Below are 19,182 nucleotides of genomic sequence, written 5' to 3'. Positions count from 1 at the left end.
TATGTGCGGTGGCCGGTCCGGGGTTCCGGGGTGTCGGCGCATCGGTTGTGTCGGCCCGGGGGTGGTGGGCCTGCCACAACAGTACGAGAAGACGTGATGCGCGTCACGTACGTCATGTCGACGCGGTGGATGAACCGGGGCGTGACATGGGCCACTTGATCGCGTACGATCACTTTCAGTTAATAGCCACTAACTGAAGGGTCGACGGTGACCAGCACGCTCGACGGCTTCCGGGCCGCACACCAGCGCAATCTCGACCTGCTCGACGAACGCCTGCGAGAGGTGTCCGCCGGTGGCGGCGCGAAGGCTCGTGATCGCCACGTCGCTCGCGGAAAGTTGCTTCCGCGGGACCGGGTCGACGGGCTGCTCGACGTCGGGTCGCCGTTCATCGAGGTGGCCCCGCTCGCGGCCTTCGGGATGTACGGCGGCAAGGTGCCCGCCGCCGGGGTCATCGCCGGCGTGGGGCGTGTCGCGGGTCGCGAGTGCATGATCGTCGCCAACGACGCCACGGTCTCCGGCGGCACGTACCACCCGGTCACGGTCAAGAAGCATCTGCGTGCGCAGGAGATCGCGGCGGCCAACCGGCTCCCGTGCATCTACCTCGTCGACTCGGGCGGTGCGATGTTGCTCCAGCAGGACGAGGTGTTCCCCGACCGGGATCACTTCGGACGGATCTTCTTCAATCAGGCGACCATGAGCGCCGCCGGCATCCCGCAGATCGCCGCGGTGCTCGGGTCGTCGACCGCCGGCGGGGCCTACGTCCCGGCGATGAGCGACGAGACGGTGATCGTGCGCAATCAGGGCACCATCTTCCTCGCGGGCCCGCCGCTGGTGAAGGCGGCGACCGGGGAAGATGTCTCCGCCGAGGACCTGGGCGGTGGTGCGATGCACTCGTCGGTCTCCGGTGTCACCGACCACCTCGTCGACAACGACCAGCAGGCGCTCGCCAAGGTCCGCGAGATCGTCGCGACCCTCGGGCCCCGTGAGGCGCCACAGTGGGAGACGATCCCGGTCCGCGAGCCGGTGCGGCCGCAGACCGACATCTACGACGTGGTGCCCACCGACCCGCGAACTCCGTACGACGTCCGGTCGGTCATCGAAATACTGTGCGACGGAGGAGAATACAACGAGTTCAAGGCAAACTACGGCACCAGTCTGGTGACGGCGTTCGCGCACCTGCACGGTCACCCGGTGGGGATCGTCGCCAACAACGGTGTCCTGTTCAGCGAATCCGCGCTGAAGGGAGCTCATTTCATCGAACTGTGCGACCAGCGTCGCATCCCGTTGCTGTTCCTGCAGAACATCACCGGCTTCATGGTCGGCAAGGCCTACGAGCAGGGTGGCATCGCCAAGAACGGGGCCAAGATGGTCAACGCCGTGGCGTGCGCACGCGTGCCCAAGTTCACCGTCATGGTCGGCGGCTCCTTCGGCGCAGGCAACTACTCGATGTGCGGACGCGCCTACTCGCCCAGATTCCTCTGGATGTGGCCCAACGCCCGCATCTCGGTCATGGGTGGACCGCAGGCCGCCGACACCCTCGGAACGGTGCGACGCAACCAGATCGAGCGATCCGGCGCGGAATGGTCCACCGAGGACGAGGAAGCGTTCAAGGCCCCGATCCGCGAACAGTTCGAACAACAGTCGGATGCCTACTACTCGACGGCCCGGCTGTGGGACGACGGCATCGTCGACCCCGCGCAGACCCGGACACTGCTCGGCCTCGCTCTCGAGACCGCCCGCTACGCACCGCTCGCCGATCCGCGCTACGGCGTCTTCCGGATGTGACCATCGATTCCGACGTCGCCGAGTCCGAACCCGATCTCCACCGCCCCGTCCCGCCGACCCCGAGGACCCCGACCGTGAGTACCAGACCCAATCGGCCCGCTCGCTCCGCTCCCGGCGCCAGACCCATTCGGCCCGCTCGCTGCGCTCCCGGCGCCAGACCCATCCGCAGTGTCCTGGTGGCCAACCGTGGTGAGATCGCCTGCCGGGTGATCGACACCCTGCGCCACATGGGAATCCGCAGTATCGCCGTCTATTCCGACGCCGACGCGCAAGCGCGCCACGTCCGGGAGGCCGACGTCGCCGTGCACATCGGCCCGGCCGCCGCCACCCAGAGCTACCTCGACATCGCAAAAGTGGTCGACGCGGCACGCAAGACCGGTGCCGACGCCGTCCACCCGGGCTACGGATTCCTCTCGGAGAACCAGAAGTTCGCGGCCGCTCTGGCGGAGGCGGGCATCGTCTTCATCGGGCCGCCCGCGGAGGCGATCGCGACGATGGGAGACAAGATCACGGCCCGGGCCGCCGTCACCGCTCGCGACGTGCCGGTGGTGCCGGGTCTGTCGCGCCCCGGCCTGACCGACGACGACCTCATCGCCGCGGCACCCGACATCGGGTTCCCGGTTCTCATCAAGCCCAGTGCGGGTGGCGGTGGCAAGGGGATGCACCGCGTGGCCGAGGCGTCGGAGCTGCCGGACGCGCTGGAGCGGGCCCGCCGTGAGGCCGCCGCCGCGTTCGGCGACGACGCGCTGTTCCTCGAGCATTTCGTCGACACCCCGCGCCACATCGAGGTGCAGGTCCTCGCCGATCAGCACGGGAACGTCATCCACCTCGGCGAGCGCGAGTGCTCGTTGCAGCGGCGGCACCAGAAGGTGATCGAGGAGGCGCCCTCGGCGCTGCTCGACGCCGCGACCCGTGCTCGCATCGGTGAGGCCGCGTGCGACGCCGCGCGCAGTGTCGGCTACACCGGCGCGGGCACGGTCGAGTTCATCGTGTCGGCGCACCGGCCCGACGAGTTCTTCTTCATGGAGATGAACACCCGCCTGCAGGTCGAGCACCCGGTGACCGAACTTGTCACCGGCGTCGACCTCGTGGAACAACAGATCCGCGTCGCCCGCGGAGAAGTCCTGGGTCTGACGCAGGACACGATCACCCTCAGCGGCCACGCGATCGAGGCACGCGTGTACGCAGAGGACCCGGCCCGCGGTTTCCTGCCGACCGGCGGCACGATCGAGCATCTCGTCCATCCCGACACCTCGGCCGGCGGCGGCATCCGCGTCGACTCGGCCATGCTCGACGGATTGCGCGTCGGCAGTGACTACGACCCGATGCTCGCGAAGATCATCGCCTACGGTGCCGACCGGGAGGAGGCGCTCGAACGTCTCGATCAGGCACTGGCCCACACACGCGTGCTGGGCGTGGTCACCAACATCGACTTCTGCCGCTTCGTCCTGCGTCAGCAGGCGGTCGTGGACGCCGACCTCGACACCGAACTGTTGGACCGCCTCGTCACCGATTACGCTGCGCCGGAGCCCATTCCCGAGGCACAGGTGCTCGTGGGTCTGGCGCGGATCGGCGCTCGCGATGCAGACGACATCTGGTCCTCGGCGGTCGGATGGCGGGTCGGTCGATCCGCTCCGGTCCGCACCCGCCTCGTCGCCGGCGGACGACATTCGACGGTGGCCATCCAGGTCGATGCCGCCGACGAATGGTCCGTCTCGGGAACCGCCACCGTCACCTTCGACGACGACGCCGAGGCGCCGTGGACCGGGCACGTGGTCTACCAGCCGGCGCAGCCCGGCGACGGTCGCGGCTCGGACCGCCTGGTCGTCGACGGGGTGACGCAGTCGTGGTCGAGTGTTCGCGTCGGGGAGAGCTGGTGGGTGGGAGGGCCGTCGGGCACCTGGGTCCTCGAACTCGCGAAGCCCCTGCTCGACGAGGCCGCCGACGAGCACGCCGGCGAGATCACCAGCCCGATGCCGGGCACCGTGGTCGCCGTCGCCACCGAGATCGGGGCCGACGTCTCCGCCGGCCAGTCGATCGTCGTCGTCGAGGCGATGAAGATGGAACATGCACTCACCGCGCCGGTGGACGGCACCGTCGACATCTCCGTGAAGGTGGGGGACAAGGTCGACGCGGGACAGATCCTCGCCGTCGTCACCGCCGGCGATCCCCTTGATCTCTGAGGTGCGAGGAGCGAAAGCGACGAGCCTTTACTGATCCCTGAGGTGCGAGGAGCGAAAGCGACGAGCCACGAAGGGCCCTGAACCACCCGTCGACAACCTTCCCAGGAGAACACTCACATGGAACTCACCCAGGAGTACACCGACCTCATCGCGACGGTCCGCGACTTCGCGCAGACCGTGGTGGCGCCGGTGGCCGCGAAACACGATGCCGAGCACAGCTTTCCGTACGACGTCGTCGCCCAGATGGGCAAGATGGGACTGTTCGGGCTTCCCTTCGACGAGAAGTACGGCGGCATGGGCGGCGACTACTTCGCCCTGTCGCTCGCGCTGGAGGAACTCGGCAAGGTCGACCAGTCCGTCGCCATCACCCTCGAGGCCGGGGTGAGTCTGGGCGCCATGCCGATCTACCGATTCGGCAGCGAGGAGCAGAAAGAGCAGTACCTCCCCGAACTCACGGCAGGCACGGCGCTCGCCGGCTTCGGGTTGACCGAACCCGGGGCGGGCTCGGATGCCGGAGCCACCGCGACCACGGCCCGGGACGACGGTGACTCGTGGATCATCAACGGCGGCAAGCAGTTCATCACCAACTCGGGGACCGACATCACCTCACTGGTGACGGTGACCGCGGTGACCGGGGTGAAGGAGAACGGCAAGAAGGAGATCTCCACCATCATCGTGCCGTCCGGCACGCCGGGTTTCACCGCCGAGCCGGCGTACAACAAGGTCGGGTGGAATGCCTCGGACACCCATCCGCTGACCTTCACCGACGTACGCGTTCCCAAGGAGAACCTGCTCGGTGTCCGCGGCCGCGGATACGCCAACTTCCTGTCCATCCTCGACGAGGGGCGGATCGCCATCGCAGCCCTCGCCACCGGCGTCGCCCAGGGGTGCGTCGACGAGAGCGTGAAGTACGCCAAGGAGCGACAATCCTTCGGCAAGGCGATCGGTGAGTACCAGTCGGTGTCCTTCGCGATCGCCCGGATGGAGGCGCGCGCCCACGTCGCACGGACCGCCTACTACGACGCGGCGGCGAAGATGTTGGCGGGCAAGCCCTTCAAGAAGGAGGCGTCGATCGCCAAGATGATCGCCAGTGAGGCGGCGATGGACAACGCCCGGATGGCCACGCAGATCCACGGCGGGTACGGCTTCATGAACGAATATCCCGTCGCCCGGCACTACCGCGATTCGAAGATCCTCGAGATCGGTGAGGGCACGACCGAGGTGCAGCTCATGCTGATCGCGCGCGAGCTGGGGTTCGCATGAGCGACACCACCGGCGGGCGTCGAATCGTACAGCGCGGGTTGTGGTTCGAGGAGTTCGAGGAGGGCACCATCTACGAACATCGGCCCGGACGCACTGTCACCGAGGCCGACAACGTGCTGTTCACGACGCTGACCATGAACACGCAGGCGCTCCACCTCGACGCCGCCTGGTCGGCCGAGCAGCCGGGTTTCGGCGGGCAACGGCTGATCAACTCCATGTTCACCCTGTCGACGATCGTGGGATTGTCGGTCTCCCAACTCACCCAGGGCACCCTGGTGGCGAACCTGGGCTTCAGCGAGGTCGCCTTCCCGGCGCCGTTGTTCGCCGGCGACACCCTGTACGCGGAGACCGAGTGCACCGGTAAACGCGAATCGCGGTCGCGTCCGGGTGAGGGCGTGGTGAACTTGACCCACATCGGACGCAACCAGCACGGCGAGGTCGTCGCCCGCGCCGCACGAGCAACGCTGGTGCGCAGGCAACGGACGGAGTGACGACGATGTTCTTCGAGGACCCACCCGGCGGCCCGGTCGCGGGTTCCGGACTGTCGGGGCAGCTCACCAACGCGTGGCTGCCGCCCGGGCCGGCGATGTTGTTCTGCCCGGCGGACCGTCCCGAGCGATACCAGAAGGCCCTCGACCGGGCCGACGTCGTCATCCTCGACCTCGAGGACGCGGTGTCGCCGACGAACCGCGCCGCAGCCCGGGAGGCTCTCGTCGCCAATCCGGTCGATCCGGACCGCACCATCGTGCGGATCAACCCGGCCGGTACCGGCGACTACCGGCGCGATCTCGCCGCCGTCTCGGAGACGAACTACCGGGTGGTCATGCAGGCCAAGGCCGAGGACGTGTCCTCGATCCTGGACACCGCGTTCCAGACGATCGCACTGATCGAGACGCCGCTCGGCGCGACCCGCGCCCGCGACATCGCCGCCACCTCCAACTGCATCGGACTGATGTGGGGGGCAGAGGATCTCGTCGCGGGCCTCGGCGGCACGTCGAGCCGGTTCGGTCCGGGTGAAGCCCGGCCGGGTGAGTACCGGGACGTCGCGAGTTGGGTCCGGTCGATGGTCCGCATCGCGGCCGCCGCGTACGGGAAGTTCGCCGTCGACTCGGTGCACCTCGACATCTCCGACGTCGACGGACTCGTCGCCGAGGTCCGCGACGCGGTGGCCCTGGGATACACCGCGACCGCATGCATCCATCCGTCCCAGGTCGATCACATCCGGAACGGTTACCGCCCGTCGGACGAGGCGGTCGAGTGGGCGCGCAAGGTCCTCGACGGTGCGGCCGAACACGCGGGCGGGGTGTTCAGCCTCGACGGTCAGATGATCGACGGGCCGGTCCTGCGCCAGGCGGAGGTCGTCCTGTCCCGTGTGAGCGGTACGCGTACCGATCCCGCCCCCGAGAACTGACGAAGCCCCCGACCATCCGGGCATCCACCCCCCGAGAACAGACCGGAGCAAGAACATGAGCACCGAGGCTCACCCGAAGCCTGCACACACGCGCGGTGAGGAGACACCGGCACTGCTCACCGAGACCATCGGAGCCACCCTGGCCCGAACCGTCGCGGACCACGGCGAGCGAACCGCGTTGATCGACGCCGCCGCACGGCGGGAATGGCGATACACCGAGTTCCACCGTGACGTACGCGCGCTCGCGGCCGGACTGCTCCGACTCGGCGTGTCGGTCGGCGACCGCGTCGGGCTGTGGTCGCCGAACCGGTTCGAATGGGTGTTGACCCAGTACGCCGCGGCCGAGATCGGCGCCGTGCTGGTCAATCTCAATCCCGCGTACCGGCAGAACGAGATCGAGTACGCGCTGCAGCAGTCCGGGACGAGCGTCGTCCTGGCCGCCGAGAGCTTCAAGGACTCGGCCTATTCGACGATGCTCGAACAGGCCCGGCCACAGTGCCCGGAGCTGCGCGAAGTGGTCCTGTTCGAATCCCCCGGCTGGGATGCGCTGTGTGTCGAGCCGAGCGCCGACGAGCTCACACGCGTCGACGAGATCGCTGCGTCGCTCTCACCCGACGACCCGATCAACATCCAGTACACCTCGGGTACAACGGGTTTCCCGAAGGGTGCGACGCTGTCGCACCGGAACATCGGGAACAACGGGTACCTCGTCGGCGAACTGCTGAACTACACCGCCGACGACCGGATCTGCCTACCCGTGCCCTTCTACCACTGCTTCGGCATGGTGATGGGTAACCTTGCGGCGACGAGTCACGGTGCGGCGATGGTGATTCCGGCGCCGGCCTTCGACCCGCGGGCCACCCTCGAGGCGGTCGCGGAGTACCGCTGCACCAGCCTCTACGGCGTGCCCACCATGTTCATCGCCGAACTCGGCCTGCTCGACGACGGGCTCGACATCGACCTGTCGAGCCTGCGCACCGGCATCATGGCGGGGTCGCCGTGCCCCGAGTACGTCATGCGGCAGGTCGTCGACCGCATGCACATGCGCGAGGTGTCGATCTGTTACGGCATGACCGAGACGTCGCCGGTGTCGACGCAGACGCGGGTCGACGATCCCCTCGAGTTGCGTGTGACCACCGTCGGGCGGGTCGGCCCGCACCTGGAGATCAAGGTCGTCGATCCCGGAACCGGGGAGACCTCGGCGCGCGGCGAGACGGGCGAATTGTGTACGCGCGGTTACTCGGTGATGACCGGATACTGGAACGACCCGGAGAAGACGGCCGAGGCCATCGACGCCGACGGCTGGATGCACACCGGCGACCTCGCCGACATGGACGAGAACGGTTATGTCCGGATCACCGGGCGCATCAAGGACATGGTGATCCGCGGCGGGGAGAACATCTACCCGCGCGAGATCGAGGAGTTCCTCTACACCCATCCCGACATCCTCGACGCCCAGGTGATCGGGGTGCCCGACGTGAAATACGGCGAGGAGCTGATGGCCTGGGTCCGGTTGCGCGACACCGCAACAGAATTCACCGCCGACGACCTGCGCGAGTTCGCGACCGGCAAGATCGCGCGACACAAGATCCCGCGGTACGTCCATGTGGTCGAGGAGTTCCCGATGACCGTCACCGGGAAGGTCCGCAAGGTGGCGATGCGCGACGAGGCGGTCTCGATCCTCGAGCAGTTGCGATGAGCACGTCGAGGACTGCGGAGCGGGTCACGAGCACCCAGATGGACCGGTTCGGCCGCTTCGTCGCCGAGCGTTTCGAGACCGGGCGGTTCGAGACCGACACAGGCGATTACGACGATCTGTGGTCGTGGTCGGTGGAACATCCGGCCCGGTTCTGGCGTGCCGTCTGGGAATTCTTCGACCTCGACGCCCTCGCCGCGGAACCGCTCGGGCCCGGGGACGAGGCGGTGCTCGCCGACGACCGGATGCCCGGTGCGGTCTGGTTCCCCGGGATGCGGTTGAACTACGTCGATCAGATCCTCCGGCACGTCGCCCTGCCCGGTGCCGCGATCGTGGGCATCGACGAGGCCGGTGACCGTTCCGAGATCGCGTGGGCGGAACTGCCGGCGCAGGTCGCGGGCCTGGCCGCGACCCTGCGTGCGCGCGGAGTGGGGTCGGGGGACGTGGTGGCCGCCTACCTCCCCGACATCCCGGAGGCCGTCATCGCCTTCCTGGCCACCGCATCCCTGGGCGCGATCTGGTCCGGATGTGGACAGGACTATGCCCCGCAGGGGGCAGCCGGCCGACTCGGCCAACTCGCACCCAAGGTCCTGTTCACCGCCGCCGGATATCGCTACAACGGCAAGGTCGTCGACAAGCGCGCCGACAGCGCCGAGCTCGCCGGGCTACTGCCGGACCTGGTCGCGCACATCACGATCGGCGCGACCGAGGAGTCCTCGTCGGCCCTCGACTATGCCGACGCCGTCACCAGCGACCCCGGCGACTTCCACCCCGTCAAGGTGCCCTTCGACCATCCGCTCTGGGTGCTGTTCAGTTCCGGCACCACCGGACGCCCCAAGGGCATCGTGCACGGACACGGGGGAGTCCTGCTGGAGCACCTGAAAGCCGGTGCGCTGCACGGCGATCTGTCGGCAGACGACGTGTTCTTCTGGCAGACGGCCCTCAGCTGGATGATGTGGAACTATCAGGTCGCCGGACTTCTCTGCGGTTCGCGGATCGTCTGTTACAGCGGTTCGCCCCTGTACCCGGACGCCGACCGCCTGTGGCAGGTCGTCGACGACGAGCACGTCACCTACTTCGGCACGAGTCCCGGTCAGCTGCAGGCCTCGCGGAAGGCGGGTCTGGAACCGGGTCGCCGGCACGACCTCGGTCGGTTGCGCACTCTCGGGAGTACCGGATCATCGCTCGCCGCAGATCTTTTCACCTGGGTCGACGACCACGTCGGGTCCGGGTTGCCCATCTCGTCGATCAGCGGCGGCACCGACATCGTGTCCGCATTCGCCGGCGGCTCCACCGGTGTACCGGTCGTCCCGGGGGAGCTGTCGGTGCGCTACCTCGGTGTGGCACTGGAGAGTTGGTCGCCCGACGCACGCCCGCTGGTGGGGGAGGTGGGTGAACTCGTCGTCACCGCGCCGATGCCGTCGATGCCCGTGAGCTTCTGGGACGATCCCGACGGTGCGCGCTACCGCGCGGCCTATTTCGCCCACGAATGGGAGGGCGGTGCGTCGAATCCGGACAAGCCGGTCTGGCGGCACGGCGACTGGGTGACCGTGACCGAACGCGGGTCGCTCGTGATCCACGGCCGCAGTGACGCAACGTTGAACCGCCACGGGATCCGGATGGGATCGGCCGACATCTACGAGGTCGTCGAAGCGCTCGACGAGATCGCCGAGGCCTTCGTGCTCGGTGTCGACGGACCGGACGGCGCCTATTGGATGCCGCTGTTCGTCACCCTGGTCCCCGGCGCGACGCTCGACGACGCGCTGATCGGCCGGATCGCGGGCGCGGTCCGCGACCGCCTCTCCAAACGCCATGTGCCCGACGAGGTCATCGAGGCCCCCGGGATTCCGCACACCCGGACCGGAAAGAAGCTCGAGGTTCCGGTCACCGCGATTCTGGCGGGCCGTTCCGAGGTCAACATCGACCCCAAGGCGGTCGACGACTACGCGCTGATCAACTGGTACGCCGAGCAAGGGCGCTCGCATCGCTGGTGAGCGGGATTCTGGCCCGGCGGGGCGACCCCGATGTGCAAGGGTCATCGGACCCGGCGGGTATGTGTACTAGCGTGGTCGATAGTTCTGCGCTCGTGGGGGGCGACGGCCGGACGCCGTCACCTCGACGCGACCCGCTGATCCTGACCGACCGACCCGACCAGGAGATCGTCATGACCTACCCACCCGGCGGCTACGGGCAGCAGCAGCCCGAGTCCGGCCAGTCCTACGGCCAGTACGGCAATCAATCCGGATATCCCCAGTCCGGCGCGCACAACACGGGTCCGCAGGCGAGCCCCGCGCCCGGCTCGGACCAGTACGGTCAGGCCCAGCAGTACGGGGGTCAGCAGTACGGGGGTCAGCAGTACGGTCAGAGCGGACAGTCCTACGGCCAGGGGCAGCCGGGTTACGGCCAGAGCCCCGCGCCGGGATATGGCCAGCAGGGATACGGCCAGCAGGGGTACGGCCAACCCGGATACGGCCAGGACCAGCAGGGCCAGCAGGGCTACGGTCAGTACGGATACTCCCCGCAGCCGACCAAGGCGCCGAGTCAGGGACTGCCGGCCATCACCCCGGTTCTCCTCGCCGCCGCGATCGGCGCCTTCGGCCTCATCGTCCTCTTCAGCGGGTTCCTGTCCGCCGCCGAGACCTATGACTTCGCGCTCAAGCTGTTCCAGACCCAGTACAACGCGCCGTACACGCTGATCAGCGTTGCCGGAATCCTGGCGCTCATCTCGCTGATCCCGGGCATCAAGGTGCCTGCGGCGCCGATCGTGGCGTCGCTGGCGATCACCTCGTTCCTGATCACGCTGTTCCAGTTCCTCAACATCGACGACAACGGTGCCGGGGCGATCGTGCTGCTGATCTTCACCCTCCTGTCCGCGGTCCTCGCAGTCGTGTGGTTGCTCGTCGACGCCGGCGTCATCAAGGTGGCGCCCGCGGTGGGCTCGGCAACCGCAGCGGTGGCCCCCGGCTCGTCGGCCGCGCAGTCCGACACCGGCGCTCACCAGCAGACCGGTGGCTACGGCGACGCGCAGACCACCGCCTACGGCACCGGCAGCGCGCAGGCTCAATACGGCCAGCAGTCGTCGGCGAACTACGACCCGTCGGCCTACTCGCAGTCGTCGGGCGCGTCGACCGCCGGTCAGAGCGGTTACTCCGGCGGTGCGAGCGAATCGTCGGCATCGGCCTCCGGTCACGGCGAGTCGGGCTACGGGGACTACCGACCCGGCCAGTACGCGGCCGGCGCCTCGGGCGCATCCCCGGCCGCGCCCGGTGGATCCGCTGGCCCCTCGGGCACCGACACCCCGGCCGGAGACCACTCGACCACGGTCTTCCAGAAGCCGGAACCGCCCACCGGCAGCGGCAACTGACAGAACCCCACAGTGCCCCGTCGACCATCGGTCGACGGGGCACTGTCGTCGTGCGGACGTTCCAGCGGTGAGCTGACTCCCTTTCACGGCCCGCTCGGCGCGTCTACGACGGCGTCGGCCGGGACCGTGTCAGGCTCATGACGATGCCCTCCCTCAAGTCGGAACCGACCACGGACAATCTGGCGTCGCAGCTGCGTAACCTGCGGCGATCCCGTCGTGCGCAGCGCACGGCGGCCGAGGGCTCGGCCCGGCAGCTCGCGGTTGTCGCGTTCACCGTTCCTGCGATCGCGCTGGTGACGCTCATCGTCGTGATGCTCTCGGTGCTGCTGCTGGCCGGCAGCGGCCTGACCGGACTGCCGAGTGCGATCGCCTCGGGCTGGCTGGCCATCCACCAGGTGCCGGTCACGATCAGCGGGGTCACCATAGGCGTACTGCCGCTGCTGCCGACGCTCGCGGTCGCTGCCGGCACTGCCTGGCTGACGGCCCGGGCTGTGGCCGGTGGCACGAACTCGAACGAACGCGATCGGCACGACCTGTTCGACCTCGGCGCCGTCGTGTTCTCGGCGGTGATCGGTCCCGTTCTCATCACCGCGATGTCCCTGGCGGTCGTCATGGATGGCGGGTCGGTCCTGCCGGTGCAGACGCCCAACGCGCTGCTGGCGTTCCTCTACACCCTCGGCGTCCACGGCGGTGCGGCTATCGCCGGTGTCGTGTGGAGCCGACGACGCGACTTCGCCGTCCGCGGGGGCGTGACCCACGCCGATCGTCGCGGTTTCCGGTACGGGCTGGTGGCGGCCCTGCTGCTACTGGTGGCCGGAGCCGTGCTCGTGTGCCTGCGCATGCTGATGAGGCACGGGCAGATCGGTGAACTGATCGAGTCCGGTTACGACTTCGACGGGTTCCTGGGACTCACCCTGCTGTCGATGCTCTACCTCCCGAACGTGATGGTCGCCGCGATGGCGGTGCTCGTGGGTTCCGACGTCCAGATCGGTGCGACGACCGTCGACCTGTTCACGGTCCGCGGTGACGCCGTCCCGCCCGTCCCGGTTCTCGCGGTCCTTCCCGACGGGCCGGGTGCCGGGGCATGGGGATTCGTCGGACTGCTCGTGCCGGCCGGGGTCGCCGCGTTCGTCGGCTGGCGATGCCGCGACCTCGATCCCATGGCCCACGTGCGTTCGGTGGGTGTCGCCGCGGCGGTCGCGGCCTCGGTGGTCGCCGTTCTCACCGTCACGGCGGGTGGAACGCTGGGGGAGTTCGGCGAGGTCGTCGTGACGGTGTCGGCGGCCGGGGTCTTCACGCTGGGTTGGATCGCGGTCGTCGGCCTGCTCATCGTGCTCGTCTACGCCTTCCTGCCGTCGACCCGAGCGGCACGTCTCGCTGTCGGCGATGAGTACTTCGAGGATCCACTCGACCTCGGTTACGAGGACGAATACGTCATCGTCACCGATCTGGACGAGGACGACGAGTACGCCGAGTACTCCGAGGTCGAGGACGACGAATTCGAGGACGGCGAGTACGAGGATGCGGAGTACGACGACGGCGAGTTCGACGACGGTGTTTTCGGGGACGCTGACCTCGCGGACGACGACGCGGAGTACGTCGCCGGGTCGGACCCGGACGACTCTGATCTCGACACCGCATCCGGGCGCGCGCCGGCGAAGAACCGCGTGTACGACGACGATCTCGACGTGGCGGATCTCGCCGTCGACGTGGATCACGACCTCCATCCCGGTTCGCACGGGGCCTCACGGCAACGCTGACAGCGCGCTTCCCGGGCGTGCCCCGGCGGCGCCACCCGGCGCGGGCAGCCCAACGTGCGGCGATTAGTCTCGACGACGTGACATCCCCGACGGCACCTGGTCGCACCCCGCTGGTGGTGATGGCGTCGGGCACCGGTTCGCTGCTGGAATCGCTGATCGCGCGCGCCGGTGACGAGGATGCCCCGTTCCGTGTCGCGGCGATCGTGGTCGACCGCTCGTGCCGGGCGCAAGAGGTCGCGCAGCGCCACGACATCCCGCTCATCACCTGCCGTGTCGCCGACCACGCCGACCGTGCGACGTGGGATCGTGCGCTGACCGACGAGGTCGCCGCGATCGAGCCGGAGTGGGTGGTGACCGCCGGTTTCATGAAGATCCTCGGCCCGGCTTTTCTCGGCCGGTTCGGCGGTCGCGTCGTCAACAGTCATCCAGCGCTGCTACCAGCGTTTCCGGGCGCCCACGGGGTCGCCGAGGCGCTCGACTACGGCGTCAAGGTCACCGGCGCGACGGTCCATCTTGTCGACGAGGGCGTGGACACCGGCCCGATTCTGGCGCAACAGGTGGTCAGCGTCGTCGACGACGACACCGCCGACAGCCTGCACGAGCGAATCAAGACGGTCGAGCGCGTGTTGCTCGCCGACGTGGTGACCGCACTGGTCACCAGAGGAGTAGTCATCGATGGACGAAAGGCCCGCATCCCGTGAACGCACCCAGCTCTGACAGCTCTCGTCGACCGATTCGGCGCGCGCTGGTGAGTGTCTACGACAAGAGCGGTCTCGCCGACCTCGCGACGGCACTACACGCGGCTGGAGTGGAGATCGTGTCCACCGGGTCCACCGCAAAGACCATCGCCGGCGCGGGCGTGCCGGTCGTGGAGGTGTCCACGCTGACGGGCTTCCCCGAGTGCCTCGACGGCCGCGTCAAGACCCTGCACCCCAAGGTGCACGCGGGCATCCTCGCCGACACCCGCAAGTCCGATCATGTGGCTCAGCTCGACGAACTGGGCGTCGCCGCATTCGATCTCGTCGTCGTCAATCTCTATCCGTTCACCGAGACGGTGGCGTCCGGTGCGACTCCGGACGAGTGCATCGAGCAAATCGACATCGGCGGCCCGTCGATGGTGCGTGGGGCCGCGAAGAACCACCCGTCGGTCGCCGTCGTGGTCGATCCCGATGACTACTCGCTGGTGACCGAGGCCCTCGCGGCCGACGGGTTCTCGCTCGTCGACCGGAAGAAGCTCGCGGCCAAGGCTTTCCGGCACACCGCTGACTACGACGTCGCGGTCGCGTCGTGGATGTCCAGTGTGGTTGCGCCCGAAGACGAGTCGCAGTTCCCGGCGTGGGCCGGTGCGACCTGGACCCGCTCCGCGGTGCTGCGTTACGGCGAGAACCCCCACCAGCCCGCCGCACTGTACGTCGGTAACGCCGGGGCCGGCGGGGTTGCGACCGCCGAGCAACTCCACGGCAAGGAGATGAGCTACAACAACTACACCGACGCCGATGCCGCGTGGCGCGCCGCCTACGACTTCGATGCCCCGGCGGTCGCGATCATCAAGCACGCCAACCCGTGTGGCATCGCCATCGGCGCCGACATCGCGGAGGCGCATCGCAAGGCGCACGCGTGCGATCCGGTCAGCGCCTACGGCGGTGTCATAGCCGCCAATCGTGAGATCACCGTGGCGATGGCCGAGCAGGTCGCCGAGATCTTCACCGAGGTCATCGTCGCGCCCGGCTTCGCCGACGGTGCGCTCTCGGTACTGACCCGTAAGAAGAACATCCGCGTCCTGGTGGCCACCCCGCCGGCGGCGACCGGGATCGAGACGAAGCCGGTGTCGGGCGGACTGCTGATGCAGCAGCGCGACGTCCTCGACGCCGACGGCGACAATCCGGCCAACTGGAACCTCGTGGCGGGTCCGCCGGCCGACAACCAGACCCTTGCCGACCTCGGGTTCGCCTGGCGTGCGTGCCGTTCGGTGAAGTCCAACGCCATCCTGCTGGCGTCCGACGGTGCGTCGGTCGGCGTCGGTATGGGCCAGGTCAATCGCGTCGACTCCGCGCACCTGGCCGTGCAACGCGCCGGTGACCGGGCGGCGGGGAGCGTCGGGGCGTCGGACGCGTTCTTCCCCTTCCCGGACGGACTGCAGGTACTGCTGTCGGCCGGGGTGAAAGCCGTTGCGCAGCCGGGCGGTTCGATTCGCGACAACGAGGTGATCGAGGCGGCCGACGAGGCGGGCGTGACGCTCTACCTCACCGGGGCGCGTCATTTCGCTCACTGAGCTCGCTCTACTGGTCGTCGCCGGTTTCGGCGCCGGCCTGATCGGCTACATCACCGGGCTGGCCTCGATCGTCAGCTATCCCGCACTGCTCGCGGTCGGACTCAGTCCGATCGCGGCCAATGTCACGAACACGGTCGCGCTGGTCGCCGTCGGGGTGGGCAGTACCGCACAGTCGGGACGCTCCCTCCTCGACGGTGACCGCAGGCGGCTGATCATCGGCGCGATCGCCTCGCTCATCGGCGGCACGGTCGGGGCGGTGCTGTTGCTGTCGACGCCGGCCGAGGCGTTCGAAGCCGTTGTGCCGTTCCTGGTGGCGATCGCCGCGATCGCCCTGTTGGCGCAACCGGTTCTGCGACGGTGGGCCACCTCGCACGTCGAGCGTCCCTGGGTGTTCATCCTGGGCCTGACGCTGATCTCGGTGTACGGCGGGTACTTCGGGGCGGGCGCCGGCATCATGATCCTCGCGCTGATGCTCGTGGTGACCAGCGAACCATTGTGGCGCGCAGCGTTGTCCAAGTCGTTGTTCCTCGGCATCGCCAACACGATCGCTGCCATCGGTTTCATGATCTGGGGTCCCGTCGACTGGTGGGCGGCGCTCGCCATGGCCGTCGGCTGTCTTGCCGGCGGGTGGTGCGGCCCGCCTGTCGTGAAACGGCTGCCGCCCGGGCCGCTCCGGATCGTGGTCGGGGTGTGCGGGCTCGGACTCGCGGCGTGGCTCGCGGTCAGCTGACGTCGGCGTGATGAGCAGGCGGTTGTCGTCGGTGTGCCCGCGGCAGCCCCTGCTCCCTGAGGAGCGTCCGGAGCTTGCGGAGGGCGCGGCAGCCCCTGCTCCCTGAGGAGCGTCCGGAGCTTGCGGAGGGCGCGTCAGCCCCTGCTCCCTGAGGTGCGAGGAGCGTAGCGACGAGCCACGAAGGGTCCGGCGACCGGCAAACTTCAACTCGACCGGCAGACTTCGATCGAGGTCTGGGAGTCGAGTTGCAGTCTGTCGGTCACAAGTCGGGGCAGGTATGCGAGACAGTCCCGCCGGTCGAGGTCGACTGCGCTCCTCGGTTGAGCCTTGCGGCCGGGGGTGGGGCAGCCACGCTTCCGCGGATCGGTTGCGTATGTTGTCAGTAGCGCACGTTCGGCCGAAGGAGCGCTTCAATGTCGGGGGCACGGGCATACAGCGATGCCGGTCTTTCCATTGGGCGCAGTTGTCTAAGAGGAACTTCGGCCTGCAGGTGAAGCTGCCCAACAGGGTGCGCTACCGGACATCGATTTGCCGCAGTCGGAAGTATCGCGGCCCACTGACGGGGCGGCAGCCCATTTGGCAGTTCACGGCGGCCGTCAGCCCGCATGTGGTCCAGGTGCAAGGGCGGAGTAGCGGCGAGGGTGTCACAGTACGGCCCCGTTCCCGGTCCACGATCCGACCGGGAACGGAGCCGACTGGAGTGTCACTGTGGAGTTGTCAAGGGACTGATGCGGTCCCAGGTGTGGCCCGGGTGCGGAAGGTGCTACGCGAAAGTCTGGTGGTCTGTGGCGGCAGCGGTCAGGCGGCGTCGTCGAGTCGCATGGTGCGTCGGTTGTAGGCGGGTAGTGGTCGGCGTTGCGGGTCAATACTGGCGGGTGGGACAAGCCAGGGATGGCGGTCGAAACCCATCACGATGTCCCAGCCGTGGTGGTGGACCTGCGTATGGCAGCGCTGACACAGCAAACAGCCGTTGTCGAGGTCGGTGGGTCCGCCGTCGGCCCACGACTTGATGTGGTGGACCTGGGTATGTGACGGTGGTGCACCACATTTGATGCAGCAGGCGTCGCGGACGATGATTGCCTTGCGGAGGTGTGCCGGATACAACCGACGGGTGTGACCCATCTGCAGCGGTACGCCCTCACCATCGAGGATGATCTCGGTCAGGGATCCGTCGCAGGAGACCTGTTTCGCGGTGGCATGGCTGACCGATCCGGTCCACGGCAGCGTCGCCAGGTCTCCGGTCGCGGGGATCGTCAGCATCAGTTGCGTGCGTGGGCTTCCGACGGTGTCGAGGGTGGCGCCGATCGCTGCTTGATCGAGGATCAGTTCGAAGGCGTCGGCGCGGCGTTGCTCGGCGGTGCGCCGGTCCTCGGTGCCGTCGGGTTCGGGCCGTGGACGCGATCGTTCGTCGATCATGGCCTGGAACTTCTCGCCGACGATCTGGGTGAGGTCGGCCCGGATTTCGACGCGGCCGTCGTCGGTGGTGTGCGCGTTGACCGCGTTCAGCGATGGGTCGTCGGCGGCCGGTACGCTGGTGTCGGAGGTGTCCGCCAGAGTGTTGACGATGGCTCGGGCATGCTTGAGTACTTGCGTCGGCGTCGCACCGGACAGTGCTTGGGCGATGAGTTCGAGCTCATACCGTGAGCGCTTGTCGTCGGAAAGCGCCTCACCACAACGCTTGTCGATCTGGTGCATGCCTCGGACGATGGCGTCGACGATCTCGCTGGACAGCCGCCCGTCGGCCGCGTGACGCGCCAAAGCGGGCAGGTTGGGCAGGGCGTCGACACTGCGCATGGTGCGAAGAGCGGCGACCGGGGCATGGCCTGACTCGATCAGCAGTTTCTTGGTGGTGCTGCCCGCTTTCTGGGCGACACAGAGGTCGTCGAGTTGCGCTGTGTGGGTGACGATCTGGTGGTCGACGGTGTTGCGGATCAGGCGCAGTGTCTCGAGGGCGTCGAATGTTGCTCTGCCGGTTGGGTCGTCGGCGGGTGGGGTGGTTTCGATGAGCTGATCGAGGAGGGTGGCGAGCTCTGGCATGACTCCAAGGTACCGGAACATTCGTTCGATTTCGAGAAAATTCCACAGGCCGAGAACCACGAATTCATCGACTGTGCAGCATATTTCGTCGTCTGTGCGTCGATTCGCGTTGAGTGGGCGTGGATTGTTGACAAAGGTGTACTCCAGTCACACTCGTCCCGCAATTCGGTTCACGTTCGATCGGCCTGATTGCGAGCGGTTTTGAGTTCGGCCTGGGGTGTAGACCCCTTCGAGGCTCGTCGCTTGCGCTCGTCGCGCCTCGGGGGACGGAGGGGGTCGGTGCTTGCGCTTCTCCCGTCTCGGGGAGCGGGGGAGGGTTCGTTTCTTGCACCTCAGTAAGTACGGCCTGGCGGCCGTTGTGGACTACGAAAAGCACTCGTGAGCGTTCAGACTTCTGCTTGCTGAGGTGCGAGCGAAGCGAGCCACGAAGGGCTCGCAAGGTGCCTCATCAGGGCCCTTCGTGGCAGTGAGAATGGGTGTGGGTGGTTGACCGGGTTTGGGTCTGACTTACTTCGTGGCTGACGGTGCTGTCATGGGCGAGATGTGTCGGCCCAGAACTCCGGTCGATCACCTGCACCAAGTGACCTGTGAGGACCGGGGCGGGTGTGACCTGATTAGGACCCTGTCTGGCTGGTAGGCCGTGACTCTTCACTGTCCTGTCCACCCGCCCCGGTGAGGTCA

The 19,182-nt window shown here is 67.9% G+C and carries 13 protein-coding genes; 12 read left to right on the top strand and 1 reads right to left on the bottom strand.

The features are described 5' to 3' along the window. The first annotated feature begins 207 nt into the window (after positions 1 to 207). From JW364_RS10890 to JW364_RS10835, 12 genes are all read left to right on the top strand, one after another. Positions 208 to 1,785 carry a carboxyl transferase domain-containing protein gene (locus JW364_RS10890; RefSeq protein ID WP_137808934.1) on the top strand — a complete coding sequence of 526 codons (1,578 nt, stop codon included), beginning with the start codon at positions 208 to 210 and terminating at the stop codon, positions 1,783 to 1,785. A 176-nt stretch (positions 1,786 to 1,961) separates the two neighbouring features. Beyond that, positions 1,962 to 3,968: a biotin carboxylase N-terminal domain-containing protein gene (locus JW364_RS10885; protein ID WP_205333554.1), complete on the top strand. Its 2,007-nt coding sequence runs from the start codon at positions 1,962 to 1,964 to the stop codon at positions 3,966 to 3,968. Positions 3,969 to 4,085: 117 nt separating this feature from the next. Next, positions 4,086 to 5,231, top strand: coding sequence for an acyl-CoA dehydrogenase family protein (locus JW364_RS10880; RefSeq protein ID WP_058251531.1), 1,146 nt, complete (start codon positions 4,086 to 4,088; stop codon positions 5,229 to 5,231). Further along, positions 5,228 to 5,722 carry a MaoC family dehydratase gene (locus JW364_RS10875; protein WP_065631769.1) on the top strand — a complete coding sequence of 165 codons (495 nt, stop codon included), beginning with the start codon at positions 5,228 to 5,230 and terminating at the stop codon, positions 5,720 to 5,722. Before JW364_RS10880 ends, JW364_RS10875 begins: the two co-directional genes overlap by 4 nt. A gap of 5 nt (positions 5,723 to 5,727) precedes the next feature. After that, positions 5,728 to 6,642: a CoA ester lyase gene (locus JW364_RS10870; protein WP_058251675.1), complete on the top strand. Its 915-nt coding sequence runs from the start codon at positions 5,728 to 5,730 to the stop codon at positions 6,640 to 6,642. Positions 6,643 to 6,697: 55 nt separating this feature from the next. Next, complete coding sequence (locus tag JW364_RS10865) at positions 6,698 to 8,341, top strand: AMP-binding protein (RefSeq protein WP_078113395.1); 1,644 nt, start codon at positions 6,698 to 6,700, stop codon at positions 8,339 to 8,341. Between the two features lie 38 nt (positions 8,342 to 8,379). After that, a complete protein-coding gene (locus JW364_RS10860) occupies positions 8,380 to 10,332 on the top strand; it encodes an acetoacetate--CoA ligase (protein WP_374100816.1) in 1,953 nt (650 codons plus the stop codon). A 170-nt stretch (positions 10,333 to 10,502) separates the two neighbouring features. Beyond that, positions 10,503 to 11,702, top strand: a complete 1,200-nt coding sequence (locus JW364_RS10855; RefSeq protein WP_205333552.1) for a DUF5336 domain-containing protein — start codon at positions 10,503 to 10,505, stop codon at positions 11,700 to 11,702. Positions 11,703 to 11,845: 143 nt separating this feature from the next. Next, positions 11,846 to 13,462: a DUF6350 family protein gene (locus tag JW364_RS10850; protein WP_205333551.1), complete on the top strand. Its 1,617-nt coding sequence runs from the start codon at positions 11,846 to 11,848 to the stop codon at positions 13,460 to 13,462. A gap of 77 nt (positions 13,463 to 13,539) precedes the next feature. Further along, positions 13,540 to 14,163 carry a phosphoribosylglycinamide formyltransferase gene (gene purN / locus JW364_RS10845; RefSeq protein ID WP_205333550.1) on the top strand — a complete coding sequence of 208 codons (624 nt, stop codon included), beginning with the start codon at positions 13,540 to 13,542 and terminating at the stop codon, positions 14,161 to 14,163. Continuing rightward, positions 14,160 to 15,734 (top strand): bifunctional phosphoribosylaminoimidazolecarboxamide formyltransferase/IMP cyclohydrolase, encoded by a 1,575-nt coding sequence (gene purH, locus JW364_RS10840; protein ID WP_068972638.1) that lies wholly within the window; start codon positions 14,160 to 14,162, stop codon positions 15,732 to 15,734. The genes purN and purH overlap by 4 nt, the downstream gene beginning before the upstream one ends. Continuing rightward, complete coding sequence (locus tag JW364_RS10835; protein ID WP_083229517.1) at positions 15,721 to 16,464, top strand: sulfite exporter TauE/SafE family protein; 744 nt, start codon at positions 15,721 to 15,723, stop codon at positions 16,462 to 16,464. Before purH ends, JW364_RS10835 begins: the two co-directional genes overlap by 14 nt. Positions 16,465 to 17,262: 798 nt before the next feature. On the opposite strand, the gene JW364_RS10830 is transcribed toward JW364_RS10835, so the two are convergent. After that, positions 17,263 to 18,522: an HNH endonuclease signature motif containing protein gene (locus tag JW364_RS10830; RefSeq protein WP_205333549.1), complete on the bottom strand. Its 1,260-nt coding sequence runs from the start codon at positions 18,520 to 18,522 to the stop codon at positions 17,263 to 17,265. Positions 18,523 to 19,182 lie beyond the last annotated feature (660 nt).

It is taken from the genome of Gordonia sp. BP-119, assembly GCF_016924115.1.
Lineage (GTDB): Bacteria > Actinomycetota > Actinomycetes > Mycobacteriales > Mycobacteriaceae > Gordonia > Gordonia hongkongensis.
The sequence above is the reverse complement of the archived record's forward strand: the minus strand, read 5'-3'. Positions and strand labels throughout refer to the sequence as shown.

Bases quoted from the DNA above. Each gene is read 5' to 3' on its own strand.
- JW364_RS10830 (WP_205333549.1), bottom strand. From the start codon at position 18,522: ATGTTCCGGTACCTTGGAGTCATGCCAGAGCTCGCCACCCTCCTCGAT.
- JW364_RS10875 (WP_065631769.1), top strand. From the start codon at position 5,228: ATGAGCGACACCACCGGCGGGCGTCGAATCGTACAGCGCGGGTTGTGG.
- JW364_RS10855 (WP_205333552.1), top strand. From the start codon at position 10,503: ATGACCTACCCACCCGGCGGCTACGGGCAGCAGCAGCCCGAGTCCGGC.
- JW364_RS10880 (WP_058251531.1), top strand. From the start codon at position 4,086: ATGGAACTCACCCAGGAGTACACCGACCTCATCGCGACGGTCCGCGAC.
- JW364_RS10860 (WP_374100816.1), top strand. From the start codon at position 8,380: ATGGACCGGTTCGGCCGCTTCGTCGCCGAGCGTTTCGAGACCGGGCGG.
- JW364_RS10865 (WP_078113395.1), top strand. From the start codon at position 6,698: ATGAGCACCGAGGCTCACCCGAAGCCTGCACACACGCGCGGTGAGGAG.
- JW364_RS10870 (WP_058251675.1), top strand. From the start codon at position 5,728: ATGTTCTTCGAGGACCCACCCGGCGGCCCGGTCGCGGGTTCCGGACTG.
- JW364_RS10850 (WP_205333551.1), top strand. From the start codon at position 11,846: ATGCCCTCCCTCAAGTCGGAACCGACCACGGACAATCTGGCGTCGCAG.